The following is an 18,063-nucleotide window of genomic DNA, read 5'->3' on the forward strand; positions in this document are numbered from 1 at the left end:
TCCCACTTTCGAGCCGGGTTGAAGGCAGTGGGAAAAATCAGGCGAAAAAGCGCAATGAAATCAATAGGAGACTAGGAAAGTGGTGGGCCGGGCCGGACTCGAACCGGCACCGGCGCTGTTATGAGCAGCGAGCTCTAACCATTGAGCTACCGGCCCGCAGCACGCCTAGCATCCGGGTAGCGAGACGTGCAACGGCTTTGCCGGGCACCGGATCGGTCCGCACGCTGATTTCGAAGCTCTGTGTCCGGCAGGCGCAGGGACCCGTCCCAGCTCACGCACCTTGCAGGGCCCGCCGACGACGCAGCGGGCCGAGGATATTGATCTCGACGGCCCCGAAGCTCGTAGTCGCCAATGCCGCAAGGCAGATGGCGAGCTTCGAGATCTCCTCCATCGCGCCCTCGATCAGCACGGCATGGACCGCGGTCGCGCTCACGATCGCCACCGCCAGCACGCTGTGCGAGATCCGCCAGCGGCGATGGCCGAGGCGCAGCCGGCGCCGGGCCGCGGCGAGCACGCCGGTCAGAATCACGCACCAGAGGCCGATCACGCCGTAGAGCGAGAACGGCGTCGGCGCGACCAGGAGCAGCGCATCCATCACGTCCTCGGGGCTATAGGCGTAGAGCGCCCCGACATGCAGGGCGACCATGGCGATGATCGCGACGCCGCCCCAGCGGTGCCAGCGTATGCCCTCGCGCGCTGCCGTCAGTACCGGCGCCGTCGCGGTGAAGAGCGGCTGGACGAAGAGCAGGCTGAGCGCAACGACGCCGGCCATGCCGCCGATGATCCACAAGGTTTCTCGGCCGCGCTGCAATGGGCTGAGCGCCGCGGCGATGACTGGCACCGCGGCGATGGCGGCGACGATCAGCCAGACGCCGAGCCGGCCGCTTCCCTCAGCCCTGCCGCGCGCCATTCGCGGCGGCGGGAGCGAGGACGAAATCGGTGACCATGCTCTTGTCATGGCGGCTGTTCAGCACCGGGCGCAGGAACAGCGTCGCGAAGCCCGGATCGTCATAGGCGATATGGATGTGCGGCTGGCCGAATTGCGGCACGATCGGCGAGATGTCGAGCCTATAGCGGCCATTGGCGTCGGTGACGACGCTGCCGCGATTGCTCGGCTCGCGCTCGCCGCCGCGCTCGGTCGCCGCCCAGATCTGGATGCGCAGATTGCGCAGAGGCTTGCCGCTGCCGGCCTCGCGCACGATGCCGGAGGCGGTGAAGCCGGTCCCGAGATTGTCGACCATGGGCGCGCCCGGGATGTAGTTGTTGGCGCCGCCGCGCATCGTCTCCGTCGCGGCAAGAGCGCCGCTCTGCGCGTTCGCGGGCAAAAGATAGCGCGGCAGCAGGCCGACGACGCCGGCAGCCGCTACACCGAGCAGAAGAATCCTGCGGTTGGGCTGGATGATCGTCACGGTCATGATCTGATCCTCACCATTACATCTGACGTCGGGAAAGATTTTGGGCGGCATCGCCCGGAGGCAGCCGCAGGCCCGCTCGACGCATCGCCTTGTCTTCCCCATCTAAGGAGCGACGGCCGGCGAAGTCCATCGGGCGGGCCATCACCTTCCCGTCATGCCGGCGTGAGGCGATGGCCGACAGCACATGGAACGCCGCCGCTCGATCAGAGCGGGGCTGTTATCGGCACCGAGCTCTGATAGTCGAGGGACCGGCCCGCCGCAGCCCTGCGCCCGTCCGGCTCCGTGGGCACGGATTCGCCCTCACGCTCCCCCGATCAGGATGCCAGCCGCCAGCACCAGCGCCCCGCCGAGCACGACCTGGAAGGTCGCGCGGGCGAAGGGCGTTTCCATATAGCGATTCTGGATCCAGACGATCGCCCAGAGCTCGATGAAGACGACCACCAGCGCGATCGCCGTTGCCGTCCAGAAGGACGGGATCAGATAGGGCAAGGCATGGCCGAGGCCGCCGAGCGCGGTCATGACGCCCGACGCCAGCCCACGCTTCCAGGGCGAGCCACGGCCGGACAGCTTGCCGTCGTCATGCGCCGCCTCGGTGAAGCCCATCGAGATGCCCGCACCGATCGAGGCGGACAGGCCGACCAGGAAGGTCGTCCACGGATTCTGGGTGGCGAAGGCGGTGGCGAAGATCGGTGCCAGCGTCGAGACCGAGCCGTCCATTAGCCCGGCAAGCCCGGGCTGCACCCAGGTCAGCAGGAACTGCCGGTGCGCCGCGGCGTCCTCCGTCGAGCCGGCCTCGCCCTTGAGATGATCCTCGGCGAGTTCCTCCGCCTTGCTCTCGTGGCCGGCCTCGGCTCGCGCGAGGTCGCCGAGCAGGCTGCGCGTCTGCGCATCCGTGCTGCGCCCGGCGGCGGCGACATAGAAGTCGCGCGCCTGGCGCTCCATCGCCGCCGCCTCCTCGCGGATACGCTCGAGCCCGAGCGTCTCGACCAGCCAGACCGGGCGGCGCTGGTAGAAATCGGCGACGTGCTCACGCCGGATCGGCACCACCACCTCGCCGAAACGGCGCCGATAATCGTCGAGCAGGCGGCGGCGATGCTCGTCCTCCTCCGCCGCCATGCCGTCGAACACCGCCGCCGAGGCCGGATAGTCCTTGCGCAGCTTCTCGGCATAGACGGCGTAGATGCGGCCATCCTCCTCTTCCGAGGCGATCGCCAGTGCCAGGATCTCGCGCTCGCTCAGGCTGTCGAAGCGGCGCCGGCCACTCAGGCCGGCGGGCAGGAACCGGGATAGCATCGCAGTCTCCTTTAGAATAATTCTAAAATAGAGAACGCGCTATGGCCCCGCAAGCCGCTTCAAACGCAACGCCCCCCGCCTTGCGGCGGAGGGCGTCGTGATGTCCGGCGATATCGTGCGCGTTTCGCGCGGTCAGGCTGCCTGTGCCTGCTCCTGGTCGTGCTCGGCTGCCCCGCTTTCGCGGAAGCTGAAGCGCGAGATGTGCTCGGTGAGCGAGCGGGTCTGCTCGTCGGTCAGGGCGAGCGCGGCATTGGTCTCCTCGACCAGCGCCGCGTTCTGGTGCGCCATGGTGCCGATGCCGTCGATCTCCTTGTTGATCGTCGAGACATCGGTGGCCTGGCCACGGGCCGTCTGTGAGATCCCGTTCATCAGCGCCGAGAGATCGTTGACCGAAGTCAGGATGCTGCCGAACACCGCCGAGCTCTGCTCGACCAGGCCGACGCCGACCTTGACGTCGCCATGGGCGGCCTCGACCAGCTTCTTGACGTCGTTCGAGGCGTCGGCCGAGCGCTTGGCAAGGCTGCGCACCTCGCTGGCGACTACCGCGAAGCCCTTGCCGGCATCGCCGGCGCGAGCCGCTTCCACCGCCGCATTCAGCGCCAGGAGGTTGGTCTGGAAGGCGATCTCGTCGATCATCGAGATCACCTCCGAGATCTTGCTGGAGGAGGTGCGGATGCGCTGCATCGCCTCCAAGGCCGAGGCGACGACCTGCTCGCCCTGCTGGGCGCGTTCCTCGGCGCTCTGGGCCATGCCCACGGCGGCGGCCGCATCCTTGGCGGTTTTCTGGACGTTGCTGGCGAAGGCACCGAGCTGGTTGGTCGCTACCGAGACGGCGTTGCTCTCCTCGCTGGTGCGCTCGGCGAGGTCGGTGACGCCGTCGAGGATCTCGCTTGTCGCGCTGCGAACCGCAGAGACGGTCTCCGAGAGGCGTGCCAGCGTGCTCTCGAACTCGCCGGCAAGACTGTTGGTGCCGTTCTTGAGTTCGGCGAAGGCGCCCTGGTAGCGGCCCTCGACGCGGGCGACCAGATGACCGTCCGAGAGGTGGCCGAGGACCTCGCAGGTCTCGGACAGGCCGGTCTGGACTGTCTCGAGCAGTTCGTTGACTGAAGCTGCCAGCGCATTGAGCTCGGCATCGGCGAAGGTGGCGTCGACCCGGCGGCTGAAATCGCCCTGCGCCGCGGCTGCGACGACGACGCCGAAGGCTTCGCCGAGCTCGGCCATCATCTGGCGGCGCTGCTCCTGGGCGCGCTCCTCATCCTCGACCTTGGCGAGTTCGGCGGCGCGCAGCGCCACCGCATTGTCGCGGAAGAGCAGCACGCTCTTCGAGATGTCGGCGATCTCGTCATTGCCTTTCGTGTCGACGACCGTCTCGAGCTGGCCGTCGGCGATCGCCTTGGTCGCGGCCCAGAGCTTGTTGAGGCGACCGACGATCTGGCGCCGGACATAGAACAGCGACAGCGCCAGCGCGACGAGAAGCGAACCGAGGCCGATCATGCCGAGCCAGAGCTTGCTGGTCTCGATCAGCTCTTTCGTCGAGCCGACGGCGGCCTGCGCCTCTCCACGCGCGCCCTGCACGAGGGCATCGACCTCGCGGCGCAGCTGCGCCGCAGCCTGGTCGACCTCCTTGAGGCCGCGGTTGATACCATCGCGGGTGGTGATGTCGCGGTTGCGGATGTCGACCAGCCCGTCGCTGCCTTCGCCGATCGCGATCAGGTCCTCGACCGTCTTGGCCCGGGCCTTGTTGGCGGTGATCTTCTCGGCGTCGGCGAGCAGCGTCCGCAGCCGATAGGCAATGCCGTTGAAGCGCTCGCGGGCGAGGCTCAGCTTCTCCTTGTCGTTGATCTGCGCGATCTCGCGGAGAACGCCGACCATCTCGTTGACATTGGCCTGCAGGGTACGGGCCAGGTCGAAGATCGCGAAATCGCGGTCCATCAGCGTCTTGACCGCGCCGGTCAGCGCGTCTCCCGAGAGCGCGGCGAGATCGTCGAGGCCGAAGGTCACCGCGAACTTGGCCTGCTCGGCCTCGCCGCTGGCAGCCTTGACGAAGGCCTCATAGGCCGTGCCGAGCTTCTCCAGCGCAGCAGCGCTTTCGGAGGCGTTGCGCAGGCGCTCGCCGGTCAGGTCGTTGATGTCGTTGATCTGGCGCGACAGGTTGTCGAGCGCGGCCTGCGCCTTCTTGTTGTCGACATTGCCCTCGCCGATCTTGCGGACGAGATCGAACTGCCGGGCCTCGACCTTGTCGAACTCGCCGGTCAGAGCCGCGCGCTCGCGCACGGTCTGCACTTCCATGAAGCGCGGAGCCAGCGCGGTCGAGGCGGTCGCGGCCTGCGACAGTTCGAGCGCCAGCTCGACCACCGGCATCTTGCGCTCGACCATGTCGGCGACCGTGCTGCCGACCCTGCCATAGGAGAACCAGGCGACCAGCGAGGCCGCGATCGTCAACACCGTCAGGACGCCGAGCGCGGCATAGATCCGCGCCGCGATCCCGATGCGCGAGCCCTTCTGGCGCGCAGGCTTTCCAGTCTTCGACATTGACGCGGTACTCCTGAAGGCATTCCCGGCAGCGCGGCGCTGGCCGGGGTCGGACGCGGACATGGGGGCAGGCAGCCGACGACGGTCAGCCGCGGAACGGAAATGAGCTTGTTGACGGGCGACGGCGGCTCGTCGGCGCGGCGCCATGCTGCGGCGACGGCGCGAGCCAAGCTTCATGCGCCGGCGGATGACGGCGGCCGATCATGCAGGACCTCCCAGCCCCTGGCAGAGCGATCCCGATGGACCGATCTATGGCAGAATTGCGGAGGTCCGCTTAAAGAACGCTTAAGTTGCCGGATTCTTCTGAATCACTCGGCGTTGGGGCGGGTTCACGTCTCGTTAGGATTTTTCGCCGGCTTCACGCGGACGGCAGCGGCGGCACCGGGCGCGGCCTGCCATCGTCGTCGATCGCGACGAAGGTGAAGGTCGCATCGGTGACCTTCTCGTGCAGGGTGGTGCGGAAGCGCCGGGCCCAGGCCTCCACCTGGATCTTCATCGAGGTCCGACCAATCGACTTCACCGAGGTGTAAACGCTGAGCACGTCGCCGACCTTGACCGGGCGGATGAAGGTCATCGCCTCGACTGCGACCGTGACCACGCGACCTTGTGCCCGGTCGACCCCGGCGATGCCGCCGGCCTGGTCCATGCGCGACATCACCCAGCCACCGAAGATGTCACCGTTGGCGTTGGTGTCCGCCGGCATGGCGATGGTGCGCACGGTCAAGGTGCCGCAGGGTTCCTCGGCGGGTTTCACACCAGGCTCAGTCATCGTTGGCCGTCCCCTCTTCGATATGGAAGGAGTGGAGCACACGATGCAGGATCGGCGCCAGCACGAAGCCCGTGGCGACCACCACGAACAGGCCCGAGAAGATCGCATAGAAGCCGGCGAAGAGCTTGCCGCCCGTGGTCTTGAGCTCGGCCACCGGCCCCATGCCGGAGAGGATCATCGCCGCGTTGACGAAGGCGTCGACCGCGCTCATGCCCTCGCTGGCGGCGTAGCCGATCATGCCGATCGCGAGCCCGACGATGGTGAGCCCCAGCCAAAGCAGCATCGCCCGCCCCATGCGCAGGGCGAACTGTCTTGGCGGCAGGAGTGCCTCGCGGCGGTGCTCGAAGCGGGTCAGGTGGCGCATCGGCGCTAGGCTTTGCCGAGTTCCTTGCGCACCAGCGCGGCTCCGGCTGAAAGCGCCGCGAGCTTGCCGTAGGCGACCGCGAACGGCATCGGCGCCAGGCCGCAATTGGTGCAGGGGTAGAGCTTTTCCGGCGCGACATAGTCGAGCACCGCCCGGATCGTCGCGGCCACCTCCTCCGGCGTTTCGACGGCGTTGGTGGCGACATCGATGCAGCCGGCCATGACGTCCTTGCCGTCGAGCAGCCTGATCAGCTCGAGCGGCACCTTCGAATTGCGGCACTCGAGCGAGACCTGGTCGATCGCGCTCCTGGCGATCACGGGGAAGGTTTCCTCGTAATGGCGCCACTGTTCGCCGAGCGTCGCCTTCCAGTCGATATTGGCCTTGATGCCGTAGCCATAGCAGATGTGAACGGCGGTGGTGACCGCGAGCCCCTGCGCCGCGCGCTCGAGGCAGGCGATGCCCCAGTCGGCAACGGCGCCCATATAGACGTTGAAGGCCGGCTCATCGAACTGGATCACATCGACCCCGATGGCCTGCAGTTCCTTCGCCTCCTCGTTCAGCACGGCGGCGAAGGCCATGGCGAGGTCCTCGCGCCGACCGTAATGTTCGTCGGCGATGGTGTCGACGATCGTCATCGGACCCGGCAGGGTGAATTTCAGCTTGCGCTTCGTATGCGCCCGCGCCGCTTCCGCCTCCATCCTGTGCACAGCGCCCCTGCGCCGGATCGGGCCGGTCACGGTCGGCACCTCCGCGTCGTAACGGTTGTTGCGGATGCCCATGATCGTCTTCTTGTCGAAGTCGATGCCGTCGAGATTGGCCAGGAAGCCGTGGACGAAATGGACGCGCGCCTGCTCGCCGTCACCGACGATGTCGAGCCCGGCATCCTCCTGCAGCTTGACCGAGAGAATGGTGGCGTCGCGCTTGCCCGCCTCCAGCGCCTCCCCCGAAAGCATCCAGGGTGCCCAAAGTCGCTCCTCTTCCGCGAGCCAGCGCGGCTTCGGCAGGCTGCCGGCAAGGGTGGTCTGGAGCATGGCGTTCCCCTTTCATCATTGAGCTGAGATTGCCGCGCGCGCATGCTGCGTCAAGTCGGGCTCGTCGAAGGAGAAGGCGATGGCCAGTCCGCCGCCGATGATCTGCATCTCGCTGCGCTATGCCGACGCGCCGCGCATCTATGACTGGCTGATCGCGGCCTTCGGCTTCGAGAAGCACGCCGCCTACTATTCGCAGGACGGCAAGACGTTGCTGCACGGCGAGCTGCGTATGGGCGACAGCTTCGTCATGCTCGGTTCAGCCGAGAACAACGAATTCGGCAAGCTGGTCTCGCGTCCGGCCGAGCTCGGCGGCACCACCGCCTCGCCCTATGTCGCGACGACGGATATCGACGCGCTCTGCGAGCGAGCCCGCAAGGCCGGCGCCGAGATCTGCATGGAGCCGACCGACCAGCCCTATAGCAGCCGCGACTTCATCTGCAAGGACCCGGAGGGCCATGTCTGGTGCTTCGGAACCTACCGTCCGGGTGCTGTCTTGGCTTGATCACGCCGCCGCCAGCTTCGGGCGCGCCTTCAGCATCAGCCAGCAGACGATCGAAAGGTTGATCAGATTCCAGGCGAGGCCGTTGAGGAAGGCGAGCCGGTAGGACGAGGTCGCGTCGAAGATGAGGCCGGAAACCCAGCCGCCGAAGGCCATGCCGAAGATCGTAGCCGACATCACCACGCCGATGCGCACGCCCGCCTCGCGCGGCGGCATGTAGTCGCGGATGATCACCGCATACATCGGCACGATCCCGCCCTGGAACAGGCCGAAGATGCCGGTGACGATGAAGAGCGAGCTCAGCCCGTCGAACCAGAGATAGAGGAAGAGCGCCATGCCCTGCATCAGGGAGGACAGAGCGAGCGTCGCCGTGCCGCCGATCTTGTCGGCGACGAAGCCGGATGAGATCCGGCTGACGATGCCGAGCGCCATCATCACGCTCAGCATCTCGGCGCCGCGAGCGACGCCGTAGCCGAGATCGCTGCAATAGGCGACGATATGGACCTGCGGCATCGACATCGCGACGCAGCAGCAGAAGCCGGCCACGACCAGCAGCAGCTGCAGCTGGTTGGGCGACAGCCCGAGGCTGCCGCGCGCGCCGGCGCTCGTCGCCTCTGCCGCCGCGATGCTTGCAGCGTTCGGCCGGCGCCGGAACAACGGCGCCAGCGGCAGCATCACCACCAGGCAGGCGATGCCCAGCCAAAGATGCGTCGTGCGCAGGCCATGGGTCTGGACGCCCCAGTTGATCAGCTGCGGCCAGAACATGCCGGCGAGATAGCTGCCCGACGCGCCGAAGACGACGGCAAGGCCGCGATAGCGCCGGAACCAGTGCGAGAGATCGGCGATGAGCGGCGAGAACCCGGTCGCGGCGCCGAGCCCGATCAGGAAGCCGTGCGCCAGCGCGAACTGCCAGAGCGAGCCGGCGACCGAGGCGAGCGCATAGCCGCTGCACAGCAACAGTGCGCCCAGCACGATCGGCCAGACGATCCCGAAACGATCGGCCAGCCGGCCCATGGCGATATTGCCGACGCCGAAGCCGATCATCGCAAAGGTATAGGGCAGCGAGGCATCGGCGCGCATGACGCCGAATTCCTGCTGAACTGCCGTCACCACCACGACCGCCGACCAGGAACCGACGCAGGCGATCGTCCCGACCAGCAGGGCGAGCGCGAGCCTCATCCAGGCATAAGACGAATCCGGCGCGTAGCGCGCATCCTGGGCGTTCATGTTTCCTCGCCGGATCAGCGGAGAACGATTTTCTCTCTGCCCGAGCATTAGGCAGCACGATCGTTCGCCACAAGCGCATCGGCGGCGGGCCGATGCGGCGCGGATGTGGGGGCGGCCTGCGTTCTTTTCGACCGCTTGCATCGTGGGCCGACAGCGGCATGCTCGGCCCGAGGCGGAGGAGCGATGGCCAGGATCTCAATCTACGGCGCCGGCGCGATCGGCTGCTATCTCGGCGGGCGGCTCGCCGCCGGCGGCGCGAACGTCGCTTTCATCGGCCGCCGGGGCGTTGGCGAGCAACTCCGGCAGCACGGCCTGACGCTGACGCATTATGACGGCCGCAAGTGGCACGTTCCGCCGGAGACGGTCGCCTTCTCGACCGAGCCGGATGCCGCCGCGGCGGCCGAGCTCATCCTGGTCACCGTGAAGTCGGGCTCGACCGCGCAGGCCGCAGCCGAGCTTGCCGCCATGGCTGCACCGAACGCCGTCGTGATCAGTTTCCAGAATGGTATCAGCAATGCGGATGTGCTGCGCTCTGCACTGCCCGGCCGCAGCGTGCTCGCCGGCATGGTGCCGTTCAATGTCATCAGGCGCGATCCCGGCGGCTTCCATCAGGCCTCGGAAGGCGAGCCCGAAGTCGAGGACGCAGCCGCACTCGCACCTTTCCTCGCCGATTTCACCAGCGCCGGCTTCGCGCTGCGCCGGCATCGCGACATGCTGCCGGTGCAATGGGCCAAGCTGCTCCTCAACCTCAACAACGCCGTCAACGCGCTCTCCGCCCTTCCCTTGCATCAGGAACTGGCGCAGCGCGCCTATCGCCGCTGCCTGGCGCTGGCGCAGGCCGAAGCGCTCGCCTTGCTCAAGCAGGCAGGCATACAGCCGGCGCGGCTGACACCACTGCCGGCGGCCTGGATCCCGGCGCTGCTACGCCTGCCCGATGCGCTCTTTGCCCGGCTCGCCCGCAAGATGCTGGCGATCGATCCGTCGGCGCGTTCGTCCATGGCGGACGATCTCGCCGCCGGGCGCAGGACAGAGGTCGACTGGATCAATGGCGAAGTGGTCAGGCTGGCGCAGCGGCTCGATGGGAGCGCGGCGGTGAACGAGCGCCTTACGGCTCTCGTCCACCAGGCCGAGCACTCGCCGCGGCGCTGGAGCGGCGACGCCTTGTTCGCGGAACTCGGCGACGCGAACTCCTCTCTCCGGGGGATCAGGCGGCGCGACGATCGTGCCGGCCCTCATTGACCTCCTCGATGATCTTGGCGACGAAAGCCGGCAGGTCGCCGGGATTGCGCGAGGTGACGACACCCTTGTCGGTGACGACCTCGCTGTCCTCCCATTGCGCCCCGGCGTTGACCAGGTCCTGCTTGATCGTCTTGTACGAGGTCAGCCGCCGCCCCTTGGCGATGCCGCTGTCGACCAGCAGCCAGGGCGCGTGACAGACGGCCGCGACGACCTTGCCTTGCGCGAAGAAGTCCTTGATCAGCGCGATCGCCTTGTCGTTGCCGCGCAGTGTATCGGGGTTCATCTGGCCGCCGGGCAGCACGATCGCGTCGTAGGCGTCGGCCCGTGTCTCATCGAGGCTCTTGTCGACCTTGACCGCCTTTCCCCAATCCTTCTTGTCCCAGCCCTTGATCTCGCCGCTCTCAGGCGATGCGACATGCACGGTGGCGCCGGCTTCCTTGAGCTTTGCGAGCGGTACCTCGAGCTCGGACTGCTCAAAGCCGTGCGTGGCGAGGATGAGGATCGATTTTCCGTTCAGCGAGGCCATGGCCTTCTCCCTGGTTGCTGCTTCAATCAAGGCAACCTTCGGGAGGGCGATCCGTTTCCGCGTCGGAACGACGCGGTGGGGGCGACAACGGCCCAGAGACATGCCGCGATCTGGAGGAGTGCTCCAGCTCAGCTCTTGCGGCCGGTCAGGTCGGCATATTGCTCGGCCGGCAGCGGGCGGCCGAGCATATAGCCCTGCATGTAGTTGCAGCCTTCGTCGATCAGGAAGTCGAGTTGCTCGCGCGTCTCGACACCCTCGGCCACCACCTCGATGTCGAGCGCATGGCCAAGCGCGATGACCGCGCGCGTGATCGCCGCGGCCTCCGAGGCGACGCCGAGATTGGCAACGAAGCTGCGGTCGATCTTCAGCGTCGAGAGCGGGAACATGTGCAGATAGGAGAGCGAGGAATAGCCCGTGCCGAAATCGTCGAGCGCGATGCGCACGCCGAGCGCCTTGATCCGGTGCAGCACCAGCATGGTGCGGTCGAAATCGGTGATCATCACCCCTTCGGTGATCTCGAGCTCGAGCCGCTCCGGCTCCAGCCCGGTCTCGACCAACACCTCATCGATCAGCGTCGGGAGGTCACCATGGCGGAACTGCAGGGGCGAGACGTTGACGGCGATGCGCAGCGGCCTTGCCCAGCTTGCCGCCTCGGCGCAGGCCTGGAGCAGCAGCTCGCGCGCCAGAGGCAGGATCAGCCCGCTCTCCTCCGCCGCCGGGATGAACTCGGATGGCGGAATCACGCCACGCTCGGGGTGGACCCAGCGCGCCAGCGCCTCGAAGCCCGACAGATTGCCGGCGGCCGAGAAGACCGGCTGATAGTGCAGATGCAGCTGCTTCTGCGCGATCGCGGCTGCAAGGTCGTCGGCAAGGTGATGAGCGGCCGCCGCCGCATCGCTCCCGGTTTGCGGGCCGCTGCTGACGTCGACCATCACGTTGACTGCGCCGGTGAGCTTGCCTTGCGCATCGTAGAGCGGCGTCGGCAGCGGCATGAAGCGCACGCGGCTGCCATCGGGCCGCTCGGCCAGCGCCTCGATGCCGCGGACCGCGCGCTTCTCGCGCAGCGCCACGGCCAGCGGGCAATCCTCATGCGCCAGAGGCGAACCGTCGACCTGAAAAAGACGATGGGCGATGCACCAGCGATCCTGCCCGATCTCAGGTTGCCGCCCGACGAGCCGGGCAGCCGCCTGATTGAAATAGGTCACGTTCCCGTCGGCATCCGTCGCGTAGAGCGCGAGCGGCAATTGCGCCACGACCTCCCGGAACCAGCTGTCGTCGGCCGCGTCGGCCTGCGCACCCGGAGGCTCGTCCGGCTTCTGACCGCCGGGGGGATTGGGAGGCATGCTGGTGATCTCGACGCGAACAACGTGGTGGCATCAAAGCCGGAAAAACCGAATAAAGTTTTAAATGGCGAAGGCGAATCCAATGCCGCTGCGCAATAGCCACTCCCGCCGGCGTCGGAAAGCAGCGGAAATCTTCGTATAAATTGACTCAAATTTGCGCAATGCCCCAAGGACAACACAATGGATGCGCAGTTTTAAAATTTTAAACCGATACTGATCCAATGAATTGTGAAACACTTTCGATAACTAAAACAGGGATTACGTGAAATCCTATTTGAACAGGCGTTCGCCCTGTTCGTCGATCAGCTGCCGGGCCTTGACGATCGCGAAATCGGCCGCCTCATCGGCGCCCGGGAAGCGGTCAGCCCGGATGAAGCGATGGCTCTTCACCTCGCCGTCGATCTCCTTCTCGATCAACCCGGACAATTGCTGCTGCCCCCCCTCCGGGAACGGCGTGGCGTGGATGGTGAAGCCCTTGTACTCGATGGTCTTCAGCGGCCCGGCAGGCGTAGCCGGCTTGGCATCCTTGCGGCCGAACAGGGATTTGAGAAAGGACATGACGCGCTCCGTGTGACCGGCGCTGTATAGCGCAGATGCGGCCTGATTGGCCAAGCTCGCCTTGTGGGCTTGTCTTCTCCCATAATAATACCATACGGTATTGTATTATTATGGAGACTGACATGAATTTCTGGCTCGCCCTTGCCGCCGCGCTTGCGGCCATCACCACCCTGGTTCACGCCATTCTCGGCGGCCGGGAGATCGCAGCGCCGCTGCTGGCTGCCGAGCGGCTGCATGCGGTGCCGAAATTCACCTTGTACTACTGCTGGCATCTGGTGACGATCGTGCTCGCCGCACTCGCCCTGGCCTTCGGCCTCGTCGCGACCGGCCAGGGCAGCCGCGACCTCGCGCTCTTCGCCACCGCCGGCGCTGCGCTGTTCTGCCTCTGGGGCCTCGGTATGGTCGGGCTGTTCCGCCTGCGCATTGTGCATTTCCCGCAATGGGCACTGTTCGCGGCGATCACGGCGAGCGGCGCGATCGGCTTGTGGCAGTGACTGGTCTTCCCCCGCGCCGCTTCCGCCTGGGCGACTGGCTCGCGCTCGGGCTCACTGCCCTCGCCGAACAAGGGCCTTCCGGGCTGACCATCGAGGCGCTCTGCCGCCGGGCCGGCAAGACCAAGGGCTCGTTCTACGCTCATTTTCCGGCAATCGAAGCCTACCTCGCCGCCCTCGCCGGGCATTGGCGCGAGACCCATACCCTTCGCCTGATGCAGGAGGTCGACACGGGCGGGCCGGCGCAGGAGCGGCTGATCGCGCTCGACCGCATGGCGCTCGCCCTCGACGTGCGCGTCGAGCAGGGCATGCGCCGACTCGCCCAGCTCGATCCCGGCGTTGCCGCGACCTGTGCCGAGGTCGATCGCGAGCGTATCGCCTATCTGGAGACTCTTCATGGCGAGAGCGGGCGCTTAGCGCCGGAAGAGGCTCTCGCGCTCGCCCGCATCGAATATGCCGCCTATATCGGCTTCCAGCAGCTCGACCTCGGCCTTTCGCCGCAGGAGCTGCATGACTGCTACGGCATCCTGATGCGGCTTTTGCACCGCCCCGCCAGCGGCTGACGGCTCAGGCGAGATGCAGCACGACCGCGCGCCGGTGCGGGCTGGTCCGGTGCTCGAACAGGTAGATGCCTTGCCAGGTGCCGAGCACGAGCCGGCCACTGCTGACCGGGATCGACAGCGAAACCGGCAGCACCGCCGCCTTGATATGAGCCGGCATGTCGTCCGGCCCCTCCGCGCGATGGGTAAGATAGGCCATGGCCGCATCGTCCGCCGGTGGCACGAGCCGGGCGAAGAAGGCGGACAAATCACGCTGCACATCCGGATCGGCATTCTCCTGGATCAGGAGCGAGCAGGAGGTATGGCGCACGAACAGCGTCAGCAGGCCGACATCGACCGCCGCCTCGCGTACGAAGCGGGCGACCGCGTCGGTGAACTCGTAGAGCCCCGCCCCGCGTGTCTCGATCGCGAGACGGGTCTGCTTGCCAGACATCACCGCTCGGTCAGCGCGAGCTTGGCGCCGAGCGCGACGAAGGCCGCCGCGAAGGTGCGCCGCAGCCAGGCCATCACCGCCGGCCGGCTCACCACCTTGTCGCGCATCGCCGCCGCGAACAGGCCGTAGAGCGCGAAGACGACGAAGGTCATCGCCATGAACACGCCCGAGAGCTCGAGCATGCGCGCCATCGGGCTGGCCTCGTTCGCGGCGATGAACTGCGGCAGGAAGGCGACGAAGAAGATCGAGAGCTTCGGATTGAGCACGTTGAGCGCAAGGCCGTCGACCAGCACGCGCCAGGCCGAGCGCTCGTCGGCCGCAGCCTCGACGCTGAGGGCGCCCTGCTCCTTCAGCGTCTGCCAGGCCATCCAGAGCAGATAGGCGACGCCGGCATATTTGACGATCGAGAAGGCGAGCGCGCTGGCATGCAGCAGTGCCGCAAGACCCATCATCGCGGCGATCAGGTGCGGCACGATGCCGAGCGTGCATGCGAAGGAGGCGAGCAGGCTGGCCTTGGCCCCGCGCGTCAGCCCGGCGGCGATGGTGTAGATCGCGCCCGTCCCGGGCGAAGCGACGATGATCAGCGAGGTCAGCAGGAATTCGAGGGACATGCGTTGCTCCACTTCCTGCGACGAGGTCGGTGGCGCATCGATATCCCGGTCGCGGGCGCCTTGCTAGCCCAGCCCCTCGAAGATGCCGCCGATGACGCTGACCACCGCCTCACCGGTAGCAACCACAGCGGCCCCGGCGCCCTCGACGACGGTCCCGACCACCTCGACCGCGACGCCGACCGCATCGATGGTGACGTTGCTGGCGACATCGAGCACGCCGCTGACGACGTCCCCGGCCGTCGAGCCTTCCTCTTCCTGCTTCTTCGCCTGGGGCGGAAGATTTGCCTGCAGCGCCGCCTTGGCGGCCTCGATCTCGTCGGCGCTCGGAATTCCGGTCATCTGCGCTCCTCCAGGGGAAGCCCCGCAAGGTCACCTCGATTGTCGAGGCGACCTTAGCAGAACTGTGGCGGACTGGACCGATTCTGCTTGCCCCCTGTGCCTGTCGATCGTAAAGGCAGCGCCGCGTCCCCAGGGACAGCCGTAAGCGTCTCACGTCAGGCAACGCATCCACGAAGGCTCAGCGCCGCCGGGATGCAACAAGGCCATGACGGCGCGGCCTGTCCTTGCAGGATGTCTCCCATGAACTCCGTCCGCAAATTGCCGGCGCGCTATGGTGCGTTCGTCACCCCCTTGATCCTGTCCGGCCTGATGACCCTGATCGTCTCAGGGATTTCGACCCTGCGCGTGCTCGGCCCGACGCCGGCCTTCCGGCAGGGCTGGCCCGGCGCCTGGGGCCTGTCCTGGCTGATCGCCTTCCCGGTGCTGCTGCTGGCGCTGCCTGTGGCGCGCCGGCTCACGGCGATGCTGGTCGCGCCGGCGGGGTGAGCCCGGGCGACGCGCTCAACACGTCCGCGCGATGTCGTGGACCGCGGCGAGCAGGCGCTCGATGTCCTGCTCGCTCGTGAGATAGCTGACGGAGGCACGCACGATGCCGGCGAGCCCGCGTGCCTCCATGTCGAACGGTGTATAGGCGGGCCCGTTCGCTCCCACCGAAATCCCGGCACTCGCAAGCCGGTTCTTGACCGCGTTGACGTCGAGATCGCCGACGGTGAAGGACACCAGCCCGGACCGTTGCTGCCCGAGATCATGGATCGTGACGCCGTCGATGGTCGCAAGCTCGGCCCGCAACCGCCTGGCCGTCAGGTCGATCTGGTCCCGGATCGCAGGCACGCCGAGCGCCAGCGCCTCATGCAGCGCGACGCCGAGTCCCAGCAGCAGCGCGACCGCGTGCTCGCTCGTCTCGAAGATCCGCGCATCGCCGCGCGGCACTGGCCCTTGCGCCGTCCAAGGCGCGGACAGGACATCCGAGAACACCGGGTCGAGCCGCTGCCGGAGTGAAGCCCGGGCGTAGAGGATCGCGGTTCCGCGCGGGCCGCGCAAATGCTTGCGTCCGGCACCCTTGAGCACGTCGCAGCCGATCGCCTCGACATCGACGGGAATCTGCCCGAGCGCCTGCCCGGCATCGACGAAATAGGGGATGCCGGCCGCACGCGTCACCCGGCCGACTGCCGCGGCGTCGTTGATCAGGCCGCCATTGGCCGGCAGCCAGGTCAGGGCGACGAGACGGACGCGCTCGTCGATCATGCCTGCGAGCGCCTCCGGATCGACCGAGCCGTCCTCGCGGCAGGGGATCATCTCGATCCGCGCTCCAGAGCGCGCTGCCGCGCGCTGCATCGTCGCGAGATTGCCGCCCCATTCCTGGCGCCCGACCAGAATGCGGTCGCCAGCGCGCAGCGGCGGCAGGGCGGCGAAGGCGAGCCCCCAGCCGGCGGAGCCGCTTGGGGTGAAGGCGATCTCCGCGGGCGTGGCGTTGAGAAGGCGGGCGGCATCCGCCCGTGCCTGATCCAGCCGGCCCTGGACCGCGACACTGGCCTCATGCGGGCCGTAAAGCGCCTCGCGTTGGAGCTGCTCGGTCACCGCAGCGAGCGTGCCGGCGGACATCAGCGAAGCGCCGGCGTGATTGAAGTGGATGCTGGTCGCGCAGCCCGGCGTTTCGGCGCGGAGCGCTTTGATATCGAGGCGGCTCATTGCCGAACCTGCACAAGGCGGGCTGCGTCCGTAGCCCGGGCGAGCATCAGCGAGGGGTCAGTCATCATCATCGTCGAAATCCCTTCGATCCCGACGATGGCAGCGCCGTCCGCGGCTGACCAATTCGAAACGTCCGGCGCTGCGATCGATCTGGCTCATGGGTGGAACCCGGCCTATAGCTCGATATCGATGATCGGGACTCCATCGCATGCGCTCCTCGCCCGTCCTGCCACCGCTGCATGCACTGCGCGCGTTCGAAGCCGTCGGCCGCCTCCTCAGCTTCCGTCGCGCTGGCGAGGAATTGCTGATCACGCAGAGCGCCGTCAGCCATCATGTCCGGACGCTGGAAGAGGCGCTGGGAACCATGCTGTTCGAGCGCAAGGGGCGCAGCATCGCCTTGACCGCGGCAGGCGCACGCTATCTCGACAGTATCTCGCAGGCCTTCGCTCTCGTCGCCGACGGAACCCGCGAAATCCGCTCTTACGCTACGCACCAGGTCCTGACGGTGAGCCTGCTGCCATCCTTCGCTGCCAACTGGCTGGTGTCGCGTCTCGCCGGTTTCCGGGCCGCCTATCCGCAGATCGAACTCGTCCTCGACCCGACGCTGAACCAGGCCAACCTCGCCGCCGGGGAGGCGGATATCGCGATTCGGTACGGCGTCGGCGAATGGCCGGGCCTGCGCTGCGAGCTGCTTGCTGCCGAACGCCTGCTTCCGGTCCTGAGCCCGGAGCTGGCGGCACGTCAGCCACTGGCGAAACCTGACGACATCCTCTCGCACACCCTGCTGACCAGCCATCGTCCCACCGAATGGGAGGCCTGGTCGCGGCATACCGCCCTCGACCTGACCTCAGCCAGCCGGCTGCAGTTGACGGACTACAACATCGTCCTGCAGGCCGCGCTCAATGGTCAGGGTGTCGCCATAGGCCGCAGCCTTCTCGTCGCGGATCATCTCCGCCGTGGCGCATTGCTCGCGCCATTGTCGGATTTCGCGACCGCGCCGGGGCTTGGCTACTGGGCGGTCCTGCCGGGCAGCGGCGCAGGCAAGCCGGCCGCGGCGATGTTCGTGACCTGGCTCAGGCGCGAAATCGCCGAGGCCGGATCCGCGGGAATGGCCCGCCAAAATGAAACGGGGCGCTGAAGCGCC

21 protein-coding genes and 1 tRNA gene are annotated in these 18,063 nt (G+C 67.2%); 6 read left to right on the top strand and 16 right to left on the bottom strand.

What is annotated here, in order from left to right:
• Window positions 1-80: 80 nt before the first annotated feature.
• The 8 genes from BMZ21_RS28175 to BMZ21_RS28210 all read right to left on the bottom strand — a co-directional run bounded on the left by BMZ21_RS28175 (window position 81) and on the right by BMZ21_RS28210 (window position 7,404).
• Window positions 81-156 (bottom strand) — tRNA-Ile (locus BMZ21_RS28175).
• 115 nt (window positions 157-271) lie between these two features.
• Window positions 272-910: a ferric reductase-like transmembrane domain-containing protein gene (locus BMZ21_RS28180; RefSeq protein WP_167561793.1), complete on the bottom strand. Its 639-nt coding sequence runs from the start codon at window positions 908-910 to the stop codon at window positions 272-274.
• Window positions 891-1,415: a peptidase associated/transthyretin-like domain-containing protein gene (locus BMZ21_RS28185; protein WP_208862394.1), complete on the bottom strand. Its 525-nt coding sequence runs from the start codon at window positions 1,413-1,415 to the stop codon at window positions 891-893. The genes BMZ21_RS28180 and BMZ21_RS28185 overlap by 20 nt, the downstream gene beginning before the upstream one ends.
• A gap of 300 nt (window positions 1,416-1,715) precedes the next feature.
• Window positions 1,716-2,708: an iron exporter MbfA gene (gene mbfA / locus BMZ21_RS28190; RefSeq protein WP_091842750.1), complete on the bottom strand. Its 993-nt coding sequence runs from the start codon at window positions 2,706-2,708 to the stop codon at window positions 1,716-1,718.
• Between the two features lie 132 nt (window positions 2,709-2,840).
• Complete coding sequence (locus BMZ21_RS28195; RefSeq protein ID WP_100963999.1) at window positions 2,841-5,240, bottom strand: methyl-accepting chemotaxis protein; 2,400 nt, start codon at window positions 5,238-5,240, stop codon at window positions 2,841-2,843.
• 358 nt (window positions 5,241-5,598) lie between these two features.
• Complete coding sequence (locus tag BMZ21_RS28200; RefSeq protein WP_091842756.1) at window positions 5,599-6,009, bottom strand: acyl-CoA thioesterase; 411 nt, start codon at window positions 6,007-6,009, stop codon at window positions 5,599-5,601.
• On the bottom strand, window positions 6,002-6,373 hold the full coding sequence (locus BMZ21_RS28205) for a hypothetical protein (RefSeq protein ID WP_091842758.1): 372 nt from the start codon (window positions 6,371-6,373) through the stop codon (window positions 6,002-6,004). The genes BMZ21_RS28200 and BMZ21_RS28205 overlap by 8 nt, the downstream gene beginning before the upstream one ends.
• Before the next feature lie 5 nt (window positions 6,374-6,378).
• Entirely contained in the window at window positions 6,379-7,404 is a 1,026-nt protein-coding gene (locus BMZ21_RS28210) for a methionine synthase (protein WP_091842761.1), read from the bottom strand.
• 79 nt (window positions 7,405-7,483) lie between these two features.
• On the opposite strand from BMZ21_RS28210, the gene BMZ21_RS28215 reads away from it, so the two are divergent.
• Window positions 7,484-7,906 carry a VOC family protein gene (locus BMZ21_RS28215; RefSeq protein ID WP_091842764.1) on the top strand — a complete coding sequence of 141 codons (423 nt, stop codon included), beginning with the start codon at window positions 7,484-7,486 and terminating at the stop codon, window positions 7,904-7,906.
• Here the strand turns inward: BMZ21_RS28215 and BMZ21_RS28220 are convergent, their stop codons facing one another.
• Window positions 7,907-9,130: an MFS transporter gene (locus BMZ21_RS28220; RefSeq protein WP_091842766.1), complete on the bottom strand. Its 1,224-nt coding sequence runs from the start codon at window positions 9,128-9,130 to the stop codon at window positions 7,907-7,909.
• 183 nt (window positions 9,131-9,313) lie between these two features.
• On the opposite strand from BMZ21_RS28220, the gene BMZ21_RS28225 reads away from it, so the two are divergent.
• Window positions 9,314-10,369 (top strand): 2-dehydropantoate 2-reductase, encoded by a 1,056-nt coding sequence (locus BMZ21_RS28225; protein WP_091842769.1) that lies wholly within the window; start codon window positions 9,314-9,316, stop codon window positions 10,367-10,369.
• Here the strand turns inward: BMZ21_RS28225 and BMZ21_RS28230 are convergent.
• From BMZ21_RS28230 to BMZ21_RS28240, 3 genes are all read right to left on the bottom strand, one after another.
• On the bottom strand, window positions 10,335-10,895 hold the full coding sequence (locus BMZ21_RS28230; RefSeq protein WP_091842772.1) for a type 1 glutamine amidotransferase domain-containing protein: 561 nt from the start codon (window positions 10,893-10,895) through the stop codon (window positions 10,335-10,337). The two genes, BMZ21_RS28225 and BMZ21_RS28230, sit on opposite strands and share 35 nt — an antisense overlap.
• A gap of 128 nt (window positions 10,896-11,023) precedes the next feature.
• Window positions 11,024-12,238: a putative bifunctional diguanylate cyclase/phosphodiesterase gene (locus tag BMZ21_RS31090; RefSeq protein WP_342029058.1), complete on the bottom strand. Its 1,215-nt coding sequence runs from the start codon at window positions 12,236-12,238 to the stop codon at window positions 11,024-11,026.
• A 270-nt stretch (window positions 12,239-12,508) separates the two neighbouring features.
• Window positions 12,509-12,796, bottom strand: coding sequence for an HlyU family transcriptional regulator (locus BMZ21_RS28240; RefSeq protein ID WP_091842774.1), 288 nt, complete (start codon window positions 12,794-12,796; stop codon window positions 12,509-12,511).
• A 122-nt stretch (window positions 12,797-12,918) separates the two neighbouring features.
• Between BMZ21_RS28240 and BMZ21_RS28245 the strand changes: the two genes are divergently transcribed.
• On the top strand, window positions 12,919-13,290 hold the full coding sequence (locus tag BMZ21_RS28245; RefSeq protein WP_091842777.1) for a hypothetical protein: 372 nt from the start codon (window positions 12,919-12,921) through the stop codon (window positions 13,288-13,290).
• Window positions 13,287-13,850 (top strand): TetR/AcrR family transcriptional regulator, encoded by a 564-nt coding sequence (locus BMZ21_RS28250; RefSeq protein WP_167561794.1) that lies wholly within the window; start codon window positions 13,287-13,289, stop codon window positions 13,848-13,850. Before BMZ21_RS28245 ends, BMZ21_RS28250 begins: the two co-directional genes overlap by 4 nt.
• 4 nt (window positions 13,851-13,854) lie before the next feature.
• Here BMZ21_RS28250 and BMZ21_RS28255 read toward each other — a convergent pair whose 3' ends face one another.
• The 3 genes from BMZ21_RS28255 to BMZ21_RS28265 all read right to left on the bottom strand — a co-directional run bounded on the left by BMZ21_RS28255 (window position 13,855) and on the right by BMZ21_RS28265 (window position 15,230).
• Window positions 13,855-14,280 (bottom strand): secondary thiamine-phosphate synthase enzyme YjbQ, encoded by a 426-nt coding sequence (locus BMZ21_RS28255; protein WP_091842782.1) that lies wholly within the window; start codon window positions 14,278-14,280, stop codon window positions 13,855-13,857.
• The gene (locus tag BMZ21_RS28260) at window positions 14,280-14,891 is read right to left on the bottom strand and encodes a LysE family translocator (protein ID WP_091842785.1); all 612 of its coding nucleotides are present in this window, start codon (window positions 14,889-14,891) and stop codon (window positions 14,280-14,282) included. Before BMZ21_RS28260 ends, BMZ21_RS28255 begins: the two co-directional genes overlap by 1 nt.
• Before the next feature lie 63 nt (window positions 14,892-14,954).
• Complete coding sequence (locus BMZ21_RS28265; RefSeq protein ID WP_091842789.1) at window positions 14,955-15,230, bottom strand: hypothetical protein; 276 nt, start codon at window positions 15,228-15,230, stop codon at window positions 14,955-14,957.
• Between the two features lie 240 nt (window positions 15,231-15,470).
• On the opposite strand from BMZ21_RS28265, the gene BMZ21_RS28270 reads away from it, so the two are divergent.
• The gene (locus BMZ21_RS28270) at window positions 15,471-15,716 is read left to right on the top strand and encodes a DUF2798 domain-containing protein (RefSeq protein WP_091842792.1); all 246 of its coding nucleotides are present in this window, start codon (window positions 15,471-15,473) and stop codon (window positions 15,714-15,716) included.
• Between the two features lie 15 nt (window positions 15,717-15,731).
• Here BMZ21_RS28270 and BMZ21_RS28275 read toward each other — a convergent pair whose 3' ends face one another.
• Window positions 15,732-16,919 (bottom strand): aminotransferase class V-fold PLP-dependent enzyme, encoded by a 1,188-nt coding sequence (locus tag BMZ21_RS28275; protein WP_091842795.1) that lies wholly within the window; start codon window positions 16,917-16,919, stop codon window positions 15,732-15,734.
• Between the two features lie 208 nt (window positions 16,920-17,127).
• On the opposite strand from BMZ21_RS28275, the gene gcvA reads away from it, so the two are divergent.
• The gene (gcvA, locus tag BMZ21_RS28280; protein ID WP_091842798.1) at window positions 17,128-18,057 is read left to right on the top strand and encodes a transcriptional regulator GcvA; all 930 of its coding nucleotides are present in this window, start codon (window positions 17,128-17,130) and stop codon (window positions 18,055-18,057) included.
• Window positions 18,058-18,063 lie beyond the last annotated feature (6 nt).

The organism is Allobosea lupini, assembly GCF_900109525.1.
GTDB lineage: Bacteria > Pseudomonadota > Alphaproteobacteria > Rhizobiales > Beijerinckiaceae > Allobosea > Allobosea lupini.

What these genes read in the sequence shown, in the direction of transcription:
- BMZ21_RS28200 (WP_091842756.1), bottom strand. Translation starts at nt 6,009, where the DNA reads ATGACTGAGCCTGGTGTGAAACCCGCCGAGGAACCCTGCGGCACCTTG.
- BMZ21_RS28240 (WP_091842774.1), bottom strand. Translation starts at nt 12,796, where the DNA reads ATGTCCTTTCTCAAATCCCTGTTCGGCCGCAAGGATGCCAAGCCGGCT.
- BMZ21_RS28230 (WP_091842772.1), bottom strand. Translation starts at nt 10,895, where the DNA reads ATGGCCTCGCTGAACGGAAAATCGATCCTCATCCTCGCCACGCACGGC.
- BMZ21_RS28245 (WP_091842777.1), top strand. Translation starts at nt 12,919, where the DNA reads ATGAATTTCTGGCTCGCCCTTGCCGCCGCGCTTGCGGCCATCACCACC.
- BMZ21_RS28270 (WP_091842792.1), top strand. Translation starts at nt 15,471, where the DNA reads ATGAACTCCGTCCGCAAATTGCCGGCGCGCTATGGTGCGTTCGTCACC.
- BMZ21_RS28180 (WP_167561793.1), bottom strand. Translation starts at nt 910, where the DNA reads ATGGCGCGCGGCAGGGCTGAGGGAAGCGGCCGGCTCGGCGTCTGGCTG.
- BMZ21_RS28195 (WP_100963999.1), bottom strand. Translation starts at nt 5,240, where the DNA reads ATGTCGAAGACTGGAAAGCCTGCGCGCCAGAAGGGCTCGCGCATCGGG.
- BMZ21_RS28255 (WP_091842782.1), bottom strand. Translation starts at nt 14,280, where the DNA reads ATGTCTGGCAAGCAGACCCGTCTCGCGATCGAGACACGCGGGGCGGGG.
- BMZ21_RS28215 (WP_091842764.1), top strand. Translation starts at nt 7,484, where the DNA reads ATGGCCAGTCCGCCGCCGATGATCTGCATCTCGCTGCGCTATGCCGAC.
- BMZ21_RS28265 (WP_091842789.1), bottom strand. Translation starts at nt 15,230, where the DNA reads ATGACCGGAATTCCGAGCGCCGACGAGATCGAGGCCGCCAAGGCGGCG.
- BMZ21_RS28225 (WP_091842769.1), top strand. Translation starts at nt 9,314, where the DNA reads ATGGCCAGGATCTCAATCTACGGCGCCGGCGCGATCGGCTGCTATCTC.
- BMZ21_RS28210 (WP_091842761.1), bottom strand. Translation starts at nt 7,404, where the DNA reads ATGCTCCAGACCACCCTTGCCGGCAGCCTGCCGAAGCCGCGCTGGCTC.
- BMZ21_RS28205 (WP_091842758.1), bottom strand. Translation starts at nt 6,373, where the DNA reads ATGCGCCACCTGACCCGCTTCGAGCACCGCCGCGAGGCACTCCTGCCG.
- BMZ21_RS28220 (WP_091842766.1), bottom strand. Translation starts at nt 9,130, where the DNA reads ATGAACGCCCAGGATGCGCGCTACGCGCCGGATTCGTCTTATGCCTGG.
- gcvA (WP_091842798.1), top strand. Translation starts at nt 17,128, where the DNA reads ATGCGCTCCTCGCCCGTCCTGCCACCGCTGCATGCACTGCGCGCGTTC.
- BMZ21_RS28260 (WP_091842785.1), bottom strand. Translation starts at nt 14,891, where the DNA reads ATGTCCCTCGAATTCCTGCTGACCTCGCTGATCATCGTCGCTTCGCCC.
- BMZ21_RS28185 (WP_208862394.1), bottom strand. Translation starts at nt 1,415, where the DNA reads ATGACCGTGACGATCATCCAGCCCAACCGCAGGATTCTTCTGCTCGGT.
- BMZ21_RS31090 (WP_342029058.1), bottom strand. Translation starts at nt 12,238, where the DNA reads ATGCCTCCCAATCCCCCCGGCGGTCAGAAGCCGGACGAGCCTCCGGGT.
- mbfA (WP_091842750.1), bottom strand. Translation starts at nt 2,708, where the DNA reads ATGCTATCCCGGTTCCTGCCCGCCGGCCTGAGTGGCCGGCGCCGCTTC.
- BMZ21_RS28275 (WP_091842795.1), bottom strand. Translation starts at nt 16,919, where the DNA reads ATGAGCCGCCTCGATATCAAAGCGCTCCGCGCCGAAACGCCGGGCTGC.